The 20,880-nt window shown below is 45.5% G+C and carries 19 protein-coding genes and 2 tRNA genes; 2 read left to right on the top strand and 19 right to left on the bottom strand.

Annotated features, from left to right (window positions below; all coding sequences use genetic code 11):
- Positions 1-138: 138 nt before the first annotated feature.
- The 10 genes from cysK to spoIIE form a co-directional block, all read right to left on the bottom strand.
- Complete coding sequence (gene cysK / locus LCM10_RS20265) at positions 139-1,068, bottom strand: cysteine synthase A (RefSeq protein WP_224878355.1); 930 nt, start codon at positions 1,066-1,068, stop codon at positions 139-141.
- 292 nt (positions 1,069-1,360) lie between these two features.
- Complete coding sequence (locus tag LCM10_RS20260; RefSeq protein WP_224878353.1) at positions 1,361-2,269, bottom strand: peptidyl-prolyl cis-trans isomerase; 909 nt, start codon at positions 2,267-2,269, stop codon at positions 1,361-1,363.
- Between the two features lie 86 nt (positions 2,270-2,355).
- Positions 2,356-3,234, bottom strand: a complete 879-nt coding sequence (gene hslO / locus LCM10_RS20255) for an Hsp33 family molecular chaperone HslO (protein ID WP_224878351.1) — start codon at positions 3,232-3,234, stop codon at positions 2,356-2,358.
- A gap of 23 nt (positions 3,235-3,257) precedes the next feature.
- Positions 3,258-4,025, bottom strand: coding sequence for a type III pantothenate kinase (locus tag LCM10_RS20250; protein WP_224878349.1), 768 nt, complete (start codon positions 4,023-4,025; stop codon positions 3,258-3,260).
- Positions 4,026-4,573: 548 nt separating this feature from the next.
- Entirely contained in the window at positions 4,574-6,544 is a 1,971-nt protein-coding gene (gene ftsH, locus LCM10_RS20245; protein WP_224878347.1) for an ATP-dependent zinc metalloprotease FtsH, read from the bottom strand.
- Positions 6,545-6,668: 124 nt separating this feature from the next.
- Positions 6,669-7,217 carry a hypoxanthine phosphoribosyltransferase gene (hpt, locus tag LCM10_RS20240; protein WP_224878345.1) on the bottom strand — a complete coding sequence of 183 codons (549 nt, stop codon included), beginning with the start codon at positions 7,215-7,217 and terminating at the stop codon, positions 6,669-6,671.
- Between the two features lie 3 nt (positions 7,218-7,220).
- Positions 7,221-8,645: a tRNA lysidine(34) synthetase TilS gene (tilS, locus tag LCM10_RS20235; protein ID WP_224878343.1), complete on the bottom strand. Its 1,425-nt coding sequence runs from the start codon at positions 8,643-8,645 to the stop codon at positions 7,221-7,223.
- Between the two features lie 48 nt (positions 8,646-8,693).
- Positions 8,694-9,695 carry a protein kinase domain-containing protein gene (locus LCM10_RS20230; RefSeq protein WP_224878396.1) on the bottom strand — a complete coding sequence of 334 codons (1,002 nt, stop codon included), beginning with the start codon at positions 9,693-9,695 and terminating at the stop codon, positions 8,694-8,696.
- Positions 9,664-10,404 carry a VWA domain-containing protein gene (locus LCM10_RS20225; RefSeq protein WP_224878394.1) on the bottom strand — a complete coding sequence of 247 codons (741 nt, stop codon included), beginning with the start codon at positions 10,402-10,404 and terminating at the stop codon, positions 9,664-9,666. Before LCM10_RS20225 ends, LCM10_RS20230 begins: the two co-directional genes overlap by 32 nt.
- 97 nt (positions 10,405-10,501) lie before the next feature.
- Positions 10,502-12,994, bottom strand: coding sequence for a stage II sporulation protein E (gene spoIIE / locus LCM10_RS20220; RefSeq protein ID WP_224878341.1), 2,493 nt, complete (start codon positions 12,992-12,994; stop codon positions 10,502-10,504).
- Positions 12,995-13,276: 282 nt separating this feature from the next.
- On the opposite strand from spoIIE, the gene LCM10_RS20215 reads away from it, so the two are divergent.
- A tRNA-Met gene (locus LCM10_RS20215) sits at positions 13,277-13,353 on the top strand.
- Between the two features lie 9 nt (positions 13,354-13,362).
- Positions 13,363-13,434 (top strand) — tRNA-Glu (locus LCM10_RS20210).
- A 38-nt stretch (positions 13,435-13,472) separates the two neighbouring features.
- Here the strand turns inward: LCM10_RS20210 and LCM10_RS20205 are convergent.
- The 9 genes from LCM10_RS20205 to spoVT form a co-directional block, all read right to left on the bottom strand.
- Complete coding sequence (locus LCM10_RS20205) at positions 13,473-13,946, bottom strand: DinB family protein (protein ID WP_224878339.1); 474 nt, start codon at positions 13,944-13,946, stop codon at positions 13,473-13,475.
- A gap of 503 nt (positions 13,947-14,449) precedes the next feature.
- Positions 14,450-14,872 carry a S1 domain-containing RNA-binding protein gene (locus tag LCM10_RS20200; RefSeq protein ID WP_224878337.1) on the bottom strand — a complete coding sequence of 141 codons (423 nt, stop codon included), beginning with the start codon at positions 14,870-14,872 and terminating at the stop codon, positions 14,450-14,452.
- 74 nt (positions 14,873-14,946) lie between these two features.
- Positions 14,947-15,339: an FtsB family cell division protein gene (locus LCM10_RS20195; protein ID WP_224878335.1), complete on the bottom strand. Its 393-nt coding sequence runs from the start codon at positions 15,337-15,339 to the stop codon at positions 14,947-14,949.
- Between the two features lie 47 nt (positions 15,340-15,386).
- Positions 15,387-16,034, bottom strand: coding sequence for a spore cortex biosynthesis protein YabQ (yabQ, locus tag LCM10_RS20190; protein ID WP_224878333.1), 648 nt, complete (start codon positions 16,032-16,034; stop codon positions 15,387-15,389).
- Positions 16,031-16,333 (bottom strand): sporulation protein YabP, encoded by a 303-nt coding sequence (yabP, locus tag LCM10_RS20185; RefSeq protein WP_224878331.1) that lies wholly within the window; start codon positions 16,331-16,333, stop codon positions 16,031-16,033. The genes yabQ and yabP overlap by 4 nt, the downstream gene beginning before the upstream one ends.
- Positions 16,334-16,418: 85 nt before the next feature.
- Positions 16,419-16,688, bottom strand: coding sequence for an RNA-binding S4 domain-containing protein (locus tag LCM10_RS20180; protein WP_224878386.1), 270 nt, complete (start codon positions 16,686-16,688; stop codon positions 16,419-16,421).
- A gap of 26 nt (positions 16,689-16,714) precedes the next feature.
- Positions 16,715-18,178, bottom strand: coding sequence for a nucleoside triphosphate pyrophosphohydrolase (gene mazG / locus LCM10_RS20175; protein WP_224878329.1), 1,464 nt, complete (start codon positions 18,176-18,178; stop codon positions 16,715-16,717).
- Positions 18,179-18,198: 20 nt separating this feature from the next.
- Positions 18,199-19,806, bottom strand: a complete 1,608-nt coding sequence (locus tag LCM10_RS20805; protein ID WP_224878327.1) for an oligosaccharide flippase family protein — start codon at positions 19,804-19,806, stop codon at positions 18,199-18,201.
- A 347-nt stretch (positions 19,807-20,153) separates the two neighbouring features.
- Positions 20,154-20,690, bottom strand: coding sequence for a stage V sporulation protein T (gene spoVT / locus LCM10_RS20165; protein ID WP_224878325.1), 537 nt, complete (start codon positions 20,688-20,690; stop codon positions 20,154-20,156).
- Positions 20,691-20,880: the final 190 nt, after the last annotated feature.

Genomic DNA, 20,880 nt, shown 5'->3' with positions numbered 1-20,880 from the left:
CCGATGCCCGACCCCATGAAAGACCTCACTTTCACTCAAACCACTAGCCGGGTCCGGTTAAACAGAACAATACCCTTTAACAGGGTTCATAACAAAAAAATCCCGAAGCGAGTGCCGCTTCAGGATCCTGTCATGATGTTACTCATTATCAAATTGATAAAGCGGGGTGCTCAAATAGCGTTCCCCGTTACTCGGGATGACGGCGAGCACTTTCTTCCCTTTACCGAGTTCTTTCGCCACCTTAAGGGCTGCACAGATGGCCGCCCCTGAGGAAATCCCCCCGAGGATGCCTTCTTCCTTCGCCGCCCTGCGCGCAAAATCAAACGCTTCTTCATTCCTCACTTTGATCACTTCATCATACACAGATGTATTCAGGATGTCGGGAACGAAGCCCGCTCCGATGCCTTGGATTTTATGAGGCCCTGGTTTTCCGCCGGACAGGATCGGCGAGTCGGTCGGTTCGACCGCGTATAACTTAATGGATGGATAATGTTCCTTCAGTACTTCACCGGCTCCGGTGATGGTTCCACCCGTTCCGATCCCAGCCACGAAGCCATCGAGCTGCCCGCCCATTTGCTCAACGATTTCTTTGCCTGTCGTTTCCCTATGCACTTTTGGGTTTGCCTGATTCTTGAATTGCTGCGGCATGAAGTAGCCCTTCTCGGCCGCAAGCTCTTCCGCCTTGCGGATCGCACCGCCCATCCCTTCGGATCCCGGTGTCAAAACAAGTTCGGCACCGTAGGCCTTTAAAAGATTGCGCCTTTCCATACTCATCGTATCAGGCATCACCAAGACCGCTTTGAACCCTTTCGCAGCCGCGACCATCGCGAGACCTATCCCCGTATTGCCGCTCGTCGGCTCCACGATGCTATCTCCCGGTTTGATCTTCCCGGTGTTTTCAGCGTCCTCAATCATCGCAAGTGCAATCCGATCCTTTACACTGCTACCAGGATTCATATACTCCAGCTTCAAGTAAACATCCGCACTATTTTCATCTACCAGGCGGTTAAGCTTCACAATGGGTGTTTGACCGATCAATTCCGAAATTGAATTCGCAACTCTCACCATTCACTCTTCACTCCTAATCCCAAGTAATTTCGTTGGATTTCTTTTCTAAAATGTAACAATATTCAATATATTTGTCAATCAAAACGCTCGTTGTCTACCGGCGACTTCACCAGTGAAGACCGCTCCCGGCCGGAATCACTGTATCCCCATTCTACTCTATTCAATAGATATCCCTTCTATGTTTCGTAAAACCCATCGCCATTATGTATTAGTGGATGACAAACCCAAGCCAAGCTTGGATGGACCACTCATGTTTAATGAAAAAAGACCGGCTGGCGGGCCGGTCTTCTCCTTACTGTTCAACACCATAAAACCATTCAACACCCGCTTCATCCCAGAAGGACTCTGGAATAAGAGGTGTTTCCACCTGTTCAATGGCAAGCTGGCGGCGAATTTGGGATTTTACATCTTCATAGCTGAAATGCTTCTCATCTATGCTGCCTTCCAGAAGATAAACTGTATAGCCCGAACCGGATTTCACCGGTCGGCTCCATTCGCCTTTACTCAAACTTCCAAGTTCACTCACGGCATCACCGGTCAATAGTTCACTTTCTTCCGGGATATAGCCGATATCGCCTCCAAGATGAGCACTTTGAGCGTCGATCGATCGCTCCATGGCAAGAACGTCAAAGCTTGAACCGCCTTCTAGCTCTTTGATGACCTGATCGGCCTCAGACCGGTCGCTGACAACGATTTGCTTTAAACCGAACATTTTAGGAATCTGATACATTTCTTCATTTTGCTCATAGAATTTCTTCATATCCGCTTCCGGTACTTCTACATCTTTTGTCAAAAGTTCTTCCAGTAATAAGTCTGTCCTGATTTGGGCTTTGACGGTCTCTTCATCTTCGGTGTATTCTTCATCAAAAGTGTGATAAGCAGAACGGATTAATTCATATTCTTTATTCACTTCTTTTTCAGATACAGTGATGTTGTACTTCTTTGCGATTTTTTCAATCACCTTATGGTTGACCATCTGTTTCAGCTCTTGCTCCCCGTATTTTTGCTCAAGGGAATAAAGCCATTCCTCACGGGAAATCGAATCGTCCCCAACGGTGGCAACGACTTCGCTCCCGGCTTTCATTCCACCCATGCTCGGGGAGGCCTCCGGCTTCAACCATAGGACCAGGGTGACGATATTGGTCACAAGTAACAAGGCTATTGCAATCAGTAAAGGGGTTGGTTTGAGTTTCAATTTCATGAACGGTCGATCTCCCTGATTGATTTGTTTATCGTTCGGCTTCGCTTACGCACTGCTGAGAATGTTTCTTTCGCATTAGGCACTGATTATTTTGCTTCTTCTTTCAGCTCTTTCAATTCATCCTCGGAAAATACGTATGTTTCATTGCAGAAGTGGCACTTCGCTTCAGCTTGGCGGTCCTCATCAATCATATCCTGGATCTCCGTTTCACCAAGGCTGATGATGGCATTTGCAAATCGTTCTTTCGAACACTGACATGTAAAGGAGATCGGCATCGTTTCCAATACCTTCACTTCACCTTCTCCAAGGACCTGTTCAAGGATTTCTTCAGGTGTGAGTCCTTTTTCGATCAATTTAGAGATTGGCGGGATTTTTGATAATCTCTCTTCAATCTTTGTGATCGTCTCATCATCCGTACCCGGCATCAACTGAAGGATGAATCCTCCTGCAGCAAGGATTGTATTATCCGGGTTCACAAGGACACCTACTCCGACGGAAGAAGGGACTTGCTCTGATGTCACGAAGTAATATGTGAAATCTTCACCGAGTTCGCCTGATACAATCGGCACCTGACCGGAGAAGTGATCTCTCATACCGATATCTTTTACGACGGAAAGCGTTCCTGATGTTCCGACTGCCCGGCGGACATCTAGCTTCCCTTGTTCATTCAAATCGAAATGGACATGAGGGTTGGATACATATCCCCGTACATTCCCCTTGGCGTTGCTGTCCACGATGATCGCTCCGATCGGACCTCCGCCTTCGACTTTAATGGTTAACTTGTTCTCCCCTTTAAGCATGGCACCCATCATCACTCCCGCACTGATGGATCGACCAAGGGCTGCCGATGCAGTCGGCCATGTATCATGTCTTCTTTGGGCTTCACCGACGGTTTCGGTGCTTTTCACCGCATACGCACGCACTTGTCCATCGTAAGCCAATGCTTTAACTAAATAATCGCTCATTTTCTTTCTCCTTTCTTTCTCTCTTAGTTCTTATTCCGTTTGTATATCAATTTCAATCCTTTAAGGGTCAGATATGGATCCACCACATCAATCGAATTCGATTCTTTCGAGATCAAAGTGGCAAGACCACCGGTAGCAATGACGGTTGGTTCTTCTTTACTTTGCGCTTTCATTCTTTGTACGATTCCCTCAACTTGTCCGACATATCCATATAGGATGCCTGCTTGCATCGCCGTTACGGTATTCTTCCCGATGATGTCGTCAGGTCGGGCAATTTCAATCCTTGGAAGCTTGGCTGCCTTTGAATAAAGAGCCTCTGTGGAGATTCCGATTCCAGGTGCAATGGCCCCGCCCATATACTGCCGATCTTCATTAATATAGCAGTACGTTGTAGCAGTACCAAAATCAACGATGATAAGGGGACCTCCGTATTCATGAATGCCTGCCACCGCGTTGACAATACGGTCCGCACCCACTTCACGAGGATTTTCATATTTAATATTCAATCCTGTCTTGATGCCAGGCCCGACTACGAGCGGGGTGATGTGGAAGTATTTTTCGCACATGCGCTCGAGGCTGAACATGATGGGTGGTACTACAGAGGAAATGATGATTCCGTCTATGTCTTCAAATTTCAAGTCGACGTGCTGAAACAGGTTTTTCACCAGCATGCCGAATTCATCTTCGGTCTTATGTCGATTGGTTTCCGATCTCCAATGATATTTTAAATGGTCGCCTTCATATACGCCATATACGATATTTGTATTACCTACATCCATTACAAAGATCATTTTTTCACCTACTAAGCCAATTGTTTTCACACACTGCAAACATCATACCATATCTGATAAATAATAGGTAAGTACAAAAGCTGGGGCTTGATATTAATGGATTTAAAACTTTGGTCGGGACCTAGTTTCTCCTTTGTAGGCCGCTGTTGATTTCCGTGGAAGACTTCGCTTTCCGCGGGCGGTTGGTGAGCCTCCTCGGCAAGGTAATTGCTGTCTAGCTTCAGGGCTTAGAGGCACATGTCATAAGCCAAACCGACCAAGAAGGCAAAGAACGCCTTCGTGGCCAATTCGTCTTATGCCACACGCCTCTCTTCAAAGCCCTTCCGCTTTTCGATTAGGAGTCTTCGTCTTCCACTCCAATCACCAGCTGGATCCGTTAAAAATTAACTTGTTTGTTCTATAAAACAAATGCGCCGTTAAATATTTTAGATCCCTCGACTAATGTACTCATAAAAACCCTCTATAGAAATCTTTGTACGTTTACGGTTAGGTTACATCTACATAAACCAAAAAAGACTGCACCCATTTAAAGGTGCAGTCTTTCTGTATTAGACGCGATCGTTTTTGTCGGATTCGTCTTCTTTGGTAGAAGGCGTTTCTGCTTCGATCACATTTTGTTCGTTTTTCTTTTGGATGTTTACTTTGACGTCGCTGTTGCCAGCTTTGTCGGATTCGTAAACGCGTTCAGGCAGCGTTCCGTGATCGACTAGATGCTTGATTTGTGCCGCATCCAGTGTTTCGACGTCAAGCAGCGTTTTGGCAATCAGTTCAAGCTTATCGCGATTCTCTGTAAGAATCTTTTTCGCACGTGCATAGCTTTCCTTGATCAGGCGCTGCATTTCCATGTCGATTTCATGGGCGATGGCATCTGAATAGTTTTGTTCACTATTGATGTCACGTCCAAGGAACACTTGACCTCCTTGTTGCTGACCGAATTGAAGCGGTCCGAGCTTGTCACTCATCCCGTATTCAGTCACCATCTTGCGCGCAATGCCTGTTGCACGCTGGAAGTCATTGTGGGCACCCGTAGAAACTTCACCGAAGATGATTTCTTCGGCAACGCGACCGCCGAGTAATCCCGTGATCTTATCAAGAAGCTCCGGCTTTGTCATGAAGTAACGGTCTTCTTTAGGAAGCATGACGGCATATCCGCCTGCCTGCCCTCGAGGAACGATGGTTACTTTGTGGACCATATCGGCTTCATCCAATACGACACCGATGACGGTATGACCGGCTTCGTGGAAGGCAACGATTTTGCGTTCCTTCTCGGATATGACACGGCTCTTCTTCGCTGGTCCCGCGATGACGCGGTCCGTCGCTTCGTCGATATCGCGCATATCGATTTTCTTCTTGTCTTCACGAGCTGCCACAAGGGCTGCCTCGTTCAGTAGGTTTTCAAGGTCAGCACCTGAGAAACCTGGTGTCCTCATCGCGATCGCCTTCAAGTCGACTGTATCATCGAGAGGCTTGTTGCGTGCATGTACTTTGAGTACGGCTTCACGACCATTGACATCCGGACGGTCAACCGTGATTTGACGGTCAAAACGACCTGGACGCAGTAACGCAGGGTCAAGGATGTCTGGTCTGTTGGTAGCGGCAACGATGATGATTCCTTCGTTGGCCCCGAAACCATCCATTTCGACAAGCAATTGGTTAAGCGTCTGTTCACGTTCGTCGTGACCTCCGCCAAGACCTGCTCCACGCTGGCGACCCACTGCATCGATCTCATCGATGAAGATGATACAAGGTGCGTTTTTCTTAGCATTTTCAAACAAGTCACGTACACGTGATGCACCGACCCCGACGAACATTTCGACGAAGTCCGAACCACTGATGGAGAAGAACGGTACTCCCGCTTCCCCTGCAACGGCTCTCGCAAGCAACGTTTTACCTGTTCCTGGAGGTCCCACCAAGAGAACCCCTTTCGGAATGCGTGCACCTATTTCAGAGAATTTACGTGGATCTTTAAGGAATTCCACGACCTCTACTAATTCCTGTTTCTCTTCATCCGCTCCGGCTACATCTTTGAAACGGACTTTCTTCTTCTCTTCGCTATATAACTTCGCCTTACTTTTACCGAAGTTCATGACGCGGCTTCCCCCACCTTGGGCCTGGTTCAGCAAGAAGAAGAAGAGGATGAAAATGATGACAAATGGAATGATCGTTGTGAAGAACGATACCCATCCACTTGTTTCTTTAGCTTGTAAGACTTTCACATCAACATCTTGCTTGGAAGCGGCGGCGTTGATTTGATCCATCAACTTGCCATCGGTAGTCAGGACATACGTTAAAAAGGATTCTCCTTCTTCAGCTCCCTTTAACTCTCCTTTTACCTCATATACACCTCTGCCTGGCTGAATGGAGAATGATTGGACATCCCCTTTTTCCAGCTGGTTGATGAAAGTGCTGTATTCAATATTTTTGGTTGGTTCGTTGTTGTTACTGAAATAACTCACCACACCTATAATGACTAAAAAGACCAGTAAATAGAATATGGTGTTTCGAAAGATCCGGTTCATCCCTTACCTCCTCCCACGGGTAAACAAACTAAGTAAAATAGTATCATAGTAAATCATGGCAGTACAACAAATTGCACTTGATGTTTACCAATAAAACGATTAGAATACCTTCTTTAGATTACGCTTATTCACCTGTTGTATACACTTCAGGTTTCAACACGCCGATATATGGCAGGTTGCGGTATCTTTCCGCATAATCAAGGCCGTATCCGACAACGAATTCATCTGGGACGATGAACCCAACGTAATCAGCAGTGATATCCGCTTTACGTCCGGATGGTTTATCAAGAAGGGTGACGATGCTGATGGATTTTGCTTTACGGTAACGGAACAATTCCACCAGGTAGCTCAGTGTCAATCCGCTATCGATGATATCCTCGATGATCAGGATGTCGCGGCCTTCCACCTTTGTATCCAAGTCCTTCACAATCTTCACTTCACCGGAAGAAACAGTGGAATTCCCATAGCTTGATACATCCATGAAATCCATTTCCATGTGCGTATCCATCCGTTTGCAAAGGTCAGCCATAAAAGGCATGGCGCCTTTCAATACACCGATCGCCAAAGGGAACTTATCTTGATATTCCTCTGTAAGCTGAGCCCCTAAGTCTTTAATCTTTGCCTGAAGTTCTTCCTCTGAAATCAATACTTTTTCAATATCCTGATTTAACAATGTTCAACTGCCTCCTAGAAGATGATTGCTTTTAAATTGTACTACTAAACCATTTACCCCTGCTTCACCTAAATCATAAATTGACTTCTTGATCCCAGGCACCCAGAGGATTTCATCCTTTGAGTCCGTGACAATCGGCCACTCTTCACGCAAATGGCGCGGGATCTTCTCGTCAATGAAAAGGGATTTGAGTTTCTTCGTTCCTTGTAAACCCTTGATCTTCAATCGATCTCCTGCCTTCCTTGTCCGGATGTACAGGGGAAGCGCAATGTCTTCGCGATTTAAATACACACAGTCACTGCTGCTACCATCTATATCCTTTAAAGAATCATGGAGAACGAATTGAGAACCGCTTGGAAGGGTGAGAGGTTGGTCATCCTTTAATTGATAACAATACGGGGCTTGACCAGTCGCTAATTCCCCAAAGTGAAAATAACAGGTATCATACGCCCTTGTTACGCGGAGACCTCCAGGTAAATCCAAGCTGGCATTAGGTGATTTTCCTCTTAATATACCCAATACATCGTAAATATGTATAGTTGCTAAAGAAGATGGTCTAAGTTTGTAAAGATAGTTTAATATTAGATTAATCCCTCTTCTTTGTAAAGGCTCAGCCATTGCCAGGAAGCCCTTAATATCCAATGCAGAGAAAACCTCTGTATTATTCCATACTGTATTCAATTTCTGTCGCGTTAATTCCTCTAAATACTGTTCATCTTCTGAGATTTCTTCACTAAATTGTTGGAATTGAAGATGGGCAAGCGGATTTTCCCGTTTCAAAAAAGGAATGACGACTCTTCGGAATCGATTCCTCGTATAATCATCCTTATCATTGCTCGGATCCCTCCGGGGAGAAAGCCCATGCTCCTCGCAATATTCCTCGATCTCCTTCTTCGTAATCGGAAGAAATGGGCGAATGATCTCACCCGGCGGAAAATCACGTGTATATGGAATTCCTGCCCTGCCCATGCCAGCAGACCCCCGTGTGAGCTTCATCAAGATCGTTTCCATCTGATCATCGCCATGATGACCAAGCGCCAGCTTATCGGCGGATACTTCCTTCATGATCCCTCTTAAGTAATCATAACGGACTTTTCTTGCAATCTCTTGAAGACTGCCGCTTTCGGCTTCCATGATACGGGGCACATCGATTCTCTCCCCATGGAATCCAATGCTCTGTTCCTCACAAAACTGCTTAACAAAAAGGAGCTCACGATAAGACTCCTCTCCCCGAAACATATGATCGAGATGAGCAGCCATCACTTCCGCTCCCCATTCTTTTCTATTCACATGAAGAAAATGAAGCAGCGCCAAAGAGTCAGGTCCGCCTGAAACAGCCACCACGATCCGGTCCCCTGTTTCAATCAGCCCGTGACGCCCGATGAAATCCTTAATCACCTTTTCAATCATGTCCACTTCCTCTACCACGTCTTGTTTTCCTTATTGTATCAGTTTCCTATTCGTGGTTCTAATCATCTACAGGAGTTCACCGTAGATATATAAGATATAAAGCAGCGATACAATCATGACGACAAGTACGGTTTCAAGGAAATGACTGCTTTTCTTACGTTTTTGATTCTGCACCCTGCTCCGCTGCGCCTTCGGTTTTGAAGAAGGGATTGCCGGCCCCGTCCCAGTTTGCTGACGCGCTTGAGGCTTGACGGTCCCACCACCTTGTGAAAGGCTGTTCAGAAGATGATTCCTCATCTCCCCCGCAGAACGGAAGGTTCCTTGCAGCGCTTTTTCGATGGTCGATTGGAACTTACTCAATTGACTTTTTGCCCCGATCGCCTTCCTTAATTGTTGCATATTCCCGGTCTCGGTCTTATTGAAACGCTGCGGATATGCCAGATTGATAAAAATCATGCCGACGGAGAATAGGTCATAGGATGGCTCTGCTCTTCTAGAAGCCCCGAGCCAGTAACCCCGGTCAAAGAACTCTGTGAATTCCTTGATCGCCCTTCCCTGGATCGTCGTCCCCCCGACATCGATACAGCGTATGCGGTAAGGCGGCCCCGTAACAATCAAATTTTCTGGTTTAAGATCACCGAATACCCAGCCTTCACCGTGGATCCGTTCCAAATCGGAAAGGAGCTGCGCAATCAGTACGCCTGTCCAGGCAAAGCCTTTCGACTGCACGAAATCGAGCAGGTTCACTCCCTGGATATATTCCATTGCATAAAAGTGGATCCGCTGGCCCCTCGTTTCCCAATCATCCACCTGATGAAGTTTAGGTCCAAGGGGTGTTCCCTGGACCTTTGAAAACGATTTTAACACATTGACCTCAGAGGTGATTGACACATTGCTCTCACTCATCTTCAGTGCAAGGTAACCGGAGGATCCCTGTACCAGGTATACCATTCCGTTGGCACCATAACCGAGCTCTTTCACAATCGTGTAGATCGACTTATACCATTTTCCCCTGATGACGGTGCCTGCCGGAAAGTTAAATGGTTTCTTCGAAGTATTGTTCATCATCGCCACGAGAGAGCAAACCCCTTAGTGAACGTTTTTTCTTGAAATACGTCAATGCTTCTGAAATTGCAGGGCCTGTCGGTGTGATACCGCCAGGAGACAGCTTCGAAAAAATGCTCGTAAGGGTTTCGAGCTTCGGTGTCCAATCCAGCAATTTTTCGACATCTTGTCGTTTCCCGGGAAATACGAACACCGAGAATTTATTATCTCCCATTCTAGCATTCAAGCTTAAAGACAGATCCAGCAAGGCTTCCTTTACGGTCGGAAGCTTATGTTTCATACTTGCGGATGTGTCGACAAGAATCAACACTTCCATGTCGACCGATTCTCCCAGCTCATCGACTACTTCCATTACTTCCCCGCGCTGTTCGGGAGGCAGTTCTTCCATTGATGCCGATTTACCGAGGATTTGCTTCAGTTCATTATTCACTACCCCCTGAAGGGTTTGGGTCATTGCTTTTCTCGTCACCATCTGGACGGTTTGCGAAAGCTGCTGGGCATAAACGATCTGACTTACCCCGCCGCCCGATAGAGCGATCCCTTCGATCTCCTGCATGCCATTATCATCGATCACATCATTGTCCATGACCCCGATGACATTTACTGAGATCCCCTGCTCCTTGGCGAGTGCCGCCATGGCAATCGGGTCTTCCCCTTGATTTGAGCAACCATCCGTTATCAATAGAATTTGACGAAGTGTACCTGTCTTCATCATACTCCCCTCCTAATTCAAAAGATGGTATCATCTTCGCCGAATCGAGGGGGATTTATACGTCATTTCAATATTTTTATAGAGGGATTCCCGCTTCTTACGAGATTCTCTTTTTATCTTTCTCTTGTGATTTCTGTACAGGGATCGATGACCATTTCGGTATATTATGCTTGATTTTTGACACAAGGATCGTCATGTCATCATCAATCAGCCCAGAGCTTGTTCGGATCACTTCTTCCATCAGGATGTCCGCGACTTCCTGCGGATCATCGGTTTCAAGGTCCTTCACCTTACGTTTCATCCAAAGGTCGTAATTCTCTACATGCTTCGGCCCTTCAAAGGCCCCGTCACTCATCATGATCAGGAGATCCCCGGCCTTCAACTGCTCGGATACGACATCCACATCAAAATCTTGTTGCAGCATGCCCATCGGCAGGTTGCTGGCTTCGATCTTCATCACTTTATCCCCCCGCTTGATGAAGCTTGGGGTCGATCCGATCTTCAAAAATTTGGAGGATGCGTTCTGCAGGTCGATCATGGCTAAATCAAGTGTCGAGAAGATTTCATCATTCGTCCTCAGTGACAGGATCGAATTGACGGATTTGATGGCGACTTCCTCTTCGATCCCCGATTCGAGGATCTTTTTCAACAACCTGAGTGTTTCATTGCTTTCATAATGTGCCCGCTCACCGTTCCCCATGCCATCACTGATCGCCACTGCGAATTTCCCGGCACCAAGCTCGATCATCGAGAAACTGTCACCGGATACCAAGCCGCCGCCCTTGGCTGCATGGGAAACCCCAGTGTCCACGACAAATTTCTTCGCAGATTTGAACGTCAGCTGACAATGACCATTCGGGAACTGTGCACAGTCCTCTTTATACACCACAATGTTTTCACCTAGGATATCCGATAGCATCGGTGCAATCAGTTTTTCCCCTTGTCCATGACCGCCGCAGTATGGGATGGTCATATCGATGTCCACATGTCCCTGTTCCAGGTTGTAGATCTCGATGTTTTCAATTTCAATTCCGAACTCATTGATACTGGCATGGATTTGCTCTTCCTGGATGTAATGGTTCTCCCGTTCTCTTTGTATCTCCTTTGCAAAATTACTCATCACCTCTGATACACCGAGCAGTTGATCCGCTACAAGCTTCCTGCTCTCTTTTACCTGCTTTTTCAATTTAAGATTCGCCTGATAAAAGGTGAGCTCCTGGTAAATCGTGTCCTGCAGCTTCTTTTCTTTCGTACAATGCTTATCAAGCTCCCTGTGAAGACGCGGGTTGAGTGGGATCTTTCCTTGATCGAACTCATTCATCACGTCCTTCATCAAATTGTACGTTTTATCAAAATTCCTCGACCAGCACTGATCCTTCTTAAAGCAGGTTTGACATGTCTTCTCCGTCACATTGCTAAGGAAGTAATCGAATTCCTTGTCTTCTTCCTCGACCATTTGCTCTTCGATTTGCTGAAAGCTGTTGGATAGCGCCTGAAACACAGACGAAAACTGCGTGACGCGGCTTGCGGTCACATCCCTCACCCTTCTCATATATCCCTGCTGTTCCTGTTGATACTCAGGCGTACCAGGGATATGCTTGGCGATCTGCAGCGCGAGGCTCTGAGGTGTCAGGAATAATAGGAGAATGGCAACCCCGGATTCATATAAAGTCTGTGTCAACACCGTATCATTATCCCCGTACATGCCCATGAGGAGAGTGGCGATCAAGAGACCGATCGCCGCCCCGAACTTTTTCCCTTCCTTCATCAATCCGCCCAAAAGACCTGAAAAAGCAAGCAAGCTCATTTGAAAGAAGCTTGCTACACTGGCCAAGCTGAAAATAAGTCCGGTCACGACCCCCACGGTCGAACCGATGGTCGCACCCGCAACGAACGAAAATAATAAAACCAAGTATCGAGATAAAATATGCTCGATTGATAGCCCATAAACCGCCCAGCCGATCGTCCCTGTCATGATCGAAGCGAGCAGGATGATCACACTGACGACTTCTTCCGTTTTCAGTGACTTTCTTCTGCGTTGCACCGTCACAAGGGGGACACTTTGAATAAAAATATAGGTTAATAGAAAGGCAAGGCTTGCTTCAATCATCGCCATCACACCGTTGTAAATGGTCAGGATCTGATCCTGCTGGATGTAATTGAAGGTAAGCTTGACGCCCAGTACAGTGAACAGCACATAGAACGCCACATATTTCAGTTCGTTTTTATGGTATTTCTGTGTCATCCGGAAAACTAATAGGAATATTATCGTACTCGCAAACGTATAACTGATACTGTAGAACGATAATGTGACTGCCCCTGCGAGCAGCCCAAGCAATGCGATCGGAGACTTTTCCCTTCTGACAAGATACACCGATGCAAAGAAAGGAAGGGCGAATGGAGTCAAGTGGGACAGGATGAGTGCCCTGCCAAGCAAGAATCCGATGATAAATAGCGCGACCCCTTTTTGTACAAAAAGCCATTCCAATTTGGAATAGACCGACTTGATCCCTTTGGACAATTCCATTCTGGTGTGTTCAATGTCTACATTCTGGACAGGTTCTATGATTGTCTGATTGACTTTACCCATGTAACAAACACTCCCCGTTTACTTTTTTGTTAAGTATAAAGGGGACAAGCTTAAAAGTTTGTCAAAATGAGGGAATGCCGTCTAAGAATGTTTCGACGGCATTCCCTTCATTCCGTTATAATATTCTGAATATTTTATTTTATGAACCGTTTTATTTTTCCAATTTCCACCTTTAACTGAGTCACAGACTGGCTTAAAGGAATTTTGACAAATTCTTTTATAATACCTGTTGACAAGTTTTTTGTTTGTATGTATTATAGATTTTGTGCTTAAAACACATATGGCGGTGTAGCTCAGCTGGCTAGAGCGTACGGTTCATACCCGTGAGGTCGGGGGTTCGATCCCCTCCGCCGCTACCATATTGTTTTGGCCCGTTGGTCAAGCGGTTAAGACACCGCCCTTTCACGGCGGTAACACGGGTTCGAATCCCGTACGGGTCATATTTAAAAAGACTATCCATCACTGGATAGTCTTTTTTTTACGCATTTTCCTTATGGAGGGCCTCTTCAATCTGATTCTGATGATGTTTGTCGTGTCCCATGAAGTCCTCAAAGAATTCCCTTAATGTATAAAGGTGATCACCTACTTCGAATGACAGATCGAGCCTTTCCTCCGTCAAGGCTTCAATGTAAGCCCGGATCGATTTCCTCGCCTCTATGCCTTCCGCCAATAGTTGTTCCTGAGTCACTGCACTAAGGGCATAGGCCGCCGCTTTACGATTAAATTCCTCAAACTCCGGAAATGGAGGCAGAACCGCTCCGTCCTGGAGGTCCGTCAGCAAGATGTGTTCCACGGAATACTGATCCCATTTGGTGATATGCGACACATTGGCACCAATCGACCATTTCCCTTCCTCCATCGGTGAATACCATTTATCTTCCTCTAAATCCCTTAATTCGTTCAGCCAGGATATAAAATAATCGTGATGATCGATCAGCTCTTCTTTTCTCATGATATGTCCCCCACCTTATGATTTAGTATCAGTATTCGATGGAGAAAAACAAAAATCCTTTTTTATGCCGAAAAATAGAGTGGAGCTCGGAGTGTGACACCTTGCCGTCGTCTATTCCAAGAAAAACCGCAGGCACATGCCGTCATTTCACGCAGTAAATTTAAGAATGGTGAACATTTACCGGATTTACGGCTATGTAGTGGCGTTTTTCAACGTTCATATTCATTGAAAAACTCGAGCTGCTTGATTTATTATCAAAAAACGACGTTTTATTATTGGATTTTCAAGGGTTATTATCGAAAATGGAAGACTTATGATCGAAATTAAGCTTGTTCAAATTTATTTTATCGAAGCATCCGACTTACTATCGGAAAGACTTATTTATTATCGAATCCCTCTCTTTATTATCATTCACAATGGTTGCCCCGAACCCAAAAAAACAGGCACACTGAGTGTGCCTGTTCCTGTCGTATAACCTGCTATATTAGTTAATAGACAGCAAGTTAGCCTCGTTTCGCTCCTCTTCCGCCACGTCGCGATTCCGTGTTCTTCTTTAAAGATGAAAGACGATCTTCACTGTCTTTTAAGAAGCGTGCCATCTTTTGTTCGAAATTTTCCTTTGGACGTGCATCAGTTGGTTTGTTGTTGCGCGGGCGTTGAGGACGCTGTGGGCGCTGTGGGCGTTGTGGTTGGTCTTTGGCTTTACGGATGGATAAACCGATCTTCCCATCGTTCTCAACATTAATTACTTTTACCGTTACTTCATCGCCTACTTTAAGGTGTTCGTTAATATCCTTAACATAGTTGTCCGCAACCTCACTAATGTGTACTAAACCAGTTGAACCTTCCGCTAGCTCCACGAACGCTCCAAAATTTGTAATTCCTGTTACCTTACCCTGTAACTTGCTGCCTACTTCGATTGACATAAAAGAAATGCTCCTCCTTAAAATGATAAAAGATATACCTTACTATATATTATAGCCAATTAAAAAAAAGAGTGTCAATAAGACACCTCTTCTTCTTCATTCTTTTTCTCCGGTTCAGGTATATTAAAGATGATCTCTCCCTCATCCGATAAGAAATAATCCCGTCGTGCAAGCTTCGCAATATACTCATCATCGTTCAGCTTGACGATTTCCTCTTCCAAGGCACTTTGATGATCCTTTAGCTTTTCCAATTTGGTTTCCAACTGTGCTTTTTCTGCACGTTTTTCCTCTAACACTTGGGCTCTGGAAATGAGAGTCGAGATCATGAATCCACTTATTGCCAGAACTAACACGAAAAATAGGGACAATCTTCGAACTAAACGCTTTTTTCTCTTAGATGAAGACTTATGAACATGCTCTTGGTGACGAACATATTCATTTTCCATTGACGTCACGTTTTTACTCATTTCCAAACCTCCTTTTTGATTAGAGACATCGAAAAAGGGAAAAGGCGCTATTTCTTAAAGCGCTTTTTCACCTTATCTATGACTCTATATATTTTTTTGATATAGACCGCTCCGATTCCTGCCATTTTATTATATAACTTCTCGACTCTTTTTGTAAGATGATTCGGCAATAAGTTCCAAATACCCTTAACAATCCACCAAAGGGGACGCCAAACGAGTTTAATCGCCCATCCGAGGATGGAGTATACGACCTTCCACAGAAAGGATATGCATGCATATAGCCCCTTTGCTATCGAAACGAGAAGCGTGATCAGCAAGATGACTAACCATTTTATCGGCGAGTAAATGAGCTTTTTTATCATTTTCACGAAAAAAACGTAAAGGGAGATAAAAAAGTGGATCAGTTTCTCGAGTATGTGCAGGAAACTTTGCTTCAGTAGCGCCTGGTAGCCGGCAAATCCACATAGAAGTGCGATGAAGATGTAGAACCGCAGCTCCCCGAAATTGACGGAAAACAGGATATAAAATATGGCCAGTGCCTGAAAGATCCAGAATAGCACATCGTTTATGAAGACCAGCCAGCGCTTCCTATTGGAACGGTTGAGGAATCGATTATACGTGTCCAGTGACGCACCGAACAGCGCCCCCATCCCGATCATGGAAAGCATGGTGTAAAACTGGGTCGTCAGGGTCATCGAAATAGCTTGCTAAAGAGTCCTTTAGCTTTCTCCGAATTGTGTTCGTCCAAATAAACCAGATCAAACACCTTTCCTTTGATTGAGACGATCCCTTTGTCGACATCGAGGTTTTTCATTTGCAGATTCTGGCCGCGTACAGACAGGATCCCCATGACGGTTTCAAGCAGGAATTCTTCGTTATCAAAGCTCTCAACCTGTTTCACACCTGTAATATCAAGAAGCTTCCGGCCTCTCATGATAACATCATGTTCCTGGTAAGAAGTCTTATCTTTGTTTCCATCATAATATTGATTCATGCTTCATCCCTCACATTCACATAGTACAAGCTTTGTATTATATGTATGTGGAAAGGGGGATTTTAGAACATAAAATAACCCTGTCTTACTCGGATTCCTCTTTGATCCTTTCCTCCGAAATGACGGAGTAGAGGCTGTTTGCTTCTTCTTTTTTCGTTGTATCGAGAAGCCTCTCGATCTTTACCCTCATCACCTTTTGTCCAAACCTCACACTCAGCTCGTCCCCGACCTTCACATTGGAGCTAGCCTTTGCCTGTGATCCATTGACGAGGATCCTTCCCTGATCGGCGATTTCTTTCGCGAGCGTCCTTCTTTTGATCAATCTTGATACTTTCAAGTATTTATCCAATCTCATTGAAACCATCTATTAAAACTCCTCTACTACAATTTATTCTTTTTCGCTTCATCCCAGAAAGCATCCAATTCTTCCAGTGTGAATTCATCAAAGGCCTTCCTTGATTCATGTACTTTTTCTTCCACGTAGGAAAAACGCTGATAGAATTTCGCATTGGTCATGGCAAGCGCTTCTTCAGGGAAAATCTTATAAAAACGAGCGACATTGACAAGAGCGAATAGAATATCCCCGAACTCTTTTTTTATGTCGTTTTCACTATTATTCTCCACTTCTTTTTCAAATTCCTTCAATTCTTCCCATACCTTATCCCAGGCACCCTTGGCATCCGGCCAATCGAATCCGACCTTGGCCGCCTTCTTTTGATATTCATATGCCTTTATGAGGGCAGGCATTCCCTTGTCCGTATTTTTGAGCATAGGGGTTCTTGCATCGCTGCCGCCTTTTTCACGCTTCTTGATTTGTTCCCAGTTGGTCATGACCTGATCGGTGTTTTCCACTTCCACCGAACCGAACACATGGGGATGTCTGCGTACCATTTTTGAAGCAAGCGTTTCAATGACTTCCTCCATGTTGAACATTCCTTCATCTTCCCCGATCTGGGCGTGGAGCATGACTTGAAGGAGGACATCACCCAGTTCCTCGACCATATGATCGATATCATCCTCATCAATGGCTTCCAATAACTCATAGGTTTCTTCGATTAAGTACTTCTTCAAGGATTGGTGAGTCTGTTCCTTATCCCACGGGCACCCGTCAGGACCGCGCAGCGTCGAGATGATCTCCCGCAACGTCCCATATTGTTTGAAGGTAGACGCCATGTCCTTGACAGCCGGTACATAAAGGCTCGTCAAATTACTGAGGTTCGCCACCCGGTCAAGCTCAACAAGCTGGACTTTCTCCACCTTTTCTTCCTTGCTTCCGGCAGCGGTTACGAGCATCACTTCATAATCATAAGGATACAGCTCCATCAAAGTAAGCTTCACCTCGGATGCGATGAAGGCGTCATATACTTGCCCGATGATCAGCTGTTGATTCATATGGATATCCTGAAGCCTGAGGCTCGTCCCATCCAATAATTGAAAGCCGTCGATCGGGTCGGCGCCAACTGAAGCAAACAAAGCATCAAGGAAGCTTTGCCCGCCACCCACTTTTACACTGACTTTCCCTTCTTCATGGAGCTCAAGAAGAAGCTGCACCGTTTTTTCAGCTACGAGTGGATGTCCAGGTACGGCATACACGATCGATTTTTCCCTGACCCGAGACATCAGGATTTCAACGATTTCTTCATACACGTTTTCAAACCGATCATGTTTCTCATAAACCTCATCAAAGGATTGATAGCCGATCCCTTCCGTTTCCAGGTCTTTCACGACAGGGTGTTCCTTCGTCCGTAAAAATAATGATTCACTACTTTTCAGGAGGCGGTATACTCCCAAAGGCAGCTGTTCTAAATCCCCAGCGCCCAAACCGACAATTGTGATCGTATTCATATGACTCTCCTATCTTTCTTTCATGATTGGACTTTCTTCATTAAGCGCACCATTTTACTGCCAAAAGGCAAGAAGCCGATTTCTTCTTCCGTCAGGATCCGTCCCCTCAATAAAAGGAGGATGAACACACTGCCACCAATGACGACTCCGCCTAACGAGAAGACCGCGGCCATCTCCCGCTCAGGAAGTCCGGTTGCCACCACGGTACCATAGATGAACATCAACCCTTGAAGGACTGCTGTCATGGCCGCTCCGCTTATAAGCAATGTTTTATAAAATGAGGCATCGATCAGCCGGATCAAGAATACCTTCTTGATCTTCACAATCAATAAGATCGAAATCACCAACAACGCTAGAATGGTGGCAAGTGACGCGCCCATTGTCCCGAACAGGGGGACGAGAGTGGCATTCCCTGCATATTTAAGGATCACTCCAATCATAATGCAGATTGCCGGATAGTAAATGCTACCGATCCCCTGCAAGATTCCCGAAAACGTCAGGATCATACAGCTGAAAAGGATCGATACGCAAAATACGGCAATCACTCCTGAACCGTCTGCATTCTCAAATAACATCGTATTCGTCGGTACGATCAGGTTGATCAAACCGAGTGAAGCGGCAGAACCGATTATGATGCTGATCTTCAACGATAATTGACTGTATTCCCTCACCAAAGACTCTTTCTTTCCAATATATGCACTCGTCACGAGCGGCACGATGGTAAGCGAGATCGATGTGGCGACGACATTCCCCAGTTGGACAAACGGCTGCCCTCGATCGTAGATTCCCTTCCACTTCTTCGCCACGGTCTCCTCCATCCCGGAGGAAGTCAATAGGGCATATAGATTCATTGAATCAATGAACTGAAACAGGATCAACAGCATTGCACTCACACATATCGCTGTACCATCCTTCAACAACCGTTTCCAAATGGACAGATATTCTTCAGGGAACGTGAAGATGCCAGAGGACAATGCCATTTCCTTCTTCAGCGCCATATAGAAGAGGAGGACAAGCAATGCCGCGATCCCCCCGGTAATCGAACCGAATAATGCCCCGCGGCCGACCGTGTAGAGGGAATGATCCTTCCCGACAAGAACGATGGCGAATAACAAAATCGTCACCACCCTGACACTCTGCTCCGCCACCTGAGAGACGGCTGTCGGAATCATGTTTTCCTTTCCTTGATAATAGCCCCTCAAGACAGATAAAGGGGGCAGAAGCAAGAAAGAAAGGGAAATGAGCTTGATCAACGGCGTGAGCTTTGCATCGCCCATCCACCGTGCAATCATTCCTGCAGAAAAATAAATGAGCATGAACCAGATCAGCCCGATGATGCACAGAAAGAAGAACGAAGTCAGCGCCACATCCTTGGCCCCTTCCTCATCATCATGTTCAAGCTTCTCTGCAACAAGCTTTGAAATAATAACAGGAAACCCGTATGTCGATAGGGCAAGGGCAATGCCATAAAAGGGGTAGACCTGCTGATAAATATAAAAACCGACATCTCCAACGATATTCTGAAAAGGGACCCGATAGACAGCGCTCAATATTTTGGTTACGAGTGCAGCGAGTGTCAGCACCATGGCCCCTTTAAGAAACTGCTTGGAGGAATACTGCTTCCTCACGAGGCTTCCGCCTTTCTATCTAAAACTCTCTATGCCCACTTGCCTGCATAAAGGAGCATATGTATCTACATTTGCATTTTATCATAAGACGCTGTTCAGCACCGCTGTCAGATTAGGCGCCATGTACGGATGGATTGAAGATTCTAGGAAGCTTCGGACGCCACCTTGCGTAGAATGATGTACATAATGAAACAGAAAGGTTTTGTTTAACACCGCTTCATGGTTCCGTACAAGGCTCCGGGTTATTGCGGACAGGTCTTTATTTTGCAAGCTGAAACCTCTTTAATCACTACTTCAACAGATCTAAAAAGAAAAAAAGAAGAGTGGCGGCTGCCACTCTCTGCTACTTATGATTCCATTTGTCGTGCTAAAAAGCCAGCTGCCGTTTCCACTGCTTTTTGTTCCACTTCTCCAACAGTACGATCCTTCGAGAAAATAGCGACCGCACCAATCGGATCTCCATTTGCTACAATAGGAGCGATTGTATAGGAATTCAGATCCTCTTCAAATCCATCGACAAGCTCTGCTTGTCCTTGTTGAGTGTGCAGAAGGGACGAACGATCATCCATTACCTTTTCAATCAATTCGCTGACATTCTTGTTTAGATACTCTTTCTTTGAAGCGCCGGCAATGGCGATTACTGCGTCTCGGTCACAAATGAGGACCGCACTTCCCAGACTGTCGTATAATGCTTCGGCATATTCCTTCGCAAAATCACTCAGTTCACTGATAGGAGAGTATTTCTTCAAGATGACTTCCCCGTCACGATCGACGAAGATCTCAAGCGGATCACCCTCACGGATCCTTAACGTTCTGCGAATTTCTTTGGGAATAACAACGCGCCCTAAATCATCAATACGACGAACAATTCCAGTTGCTTTCATCTATAGTTGCCTCACTTTCATCAGATGATTTTTATTTAGCAAGGCATTCATTTGCTTTGAATACTTTGCCATTGTTGAGTTTAGTATCTTACATCTTAGAAGTTCTATACACATTCAGTTATTTTTTCTGTCATTTCACTAAAATGCTAGTGCAGGTTACTTTTTCCAAAGTTGGCAGCTGCATTAATAC

The sequence above is a fragment of the Rossellomorea aquimaris genome (assembly GCF_020171925.1).
Lineage (GTDB): Bacteria > Bacillota > Bacilli > Bacillales > Bacillaceae_B > Rossellomorea > Rossellomorea aquimaris_F.
The sequence above is the reverse complement of the archived record's forward strand: the minus strand, read 5'-3'. Positions and strand labels throughout refer to the sequence as shown.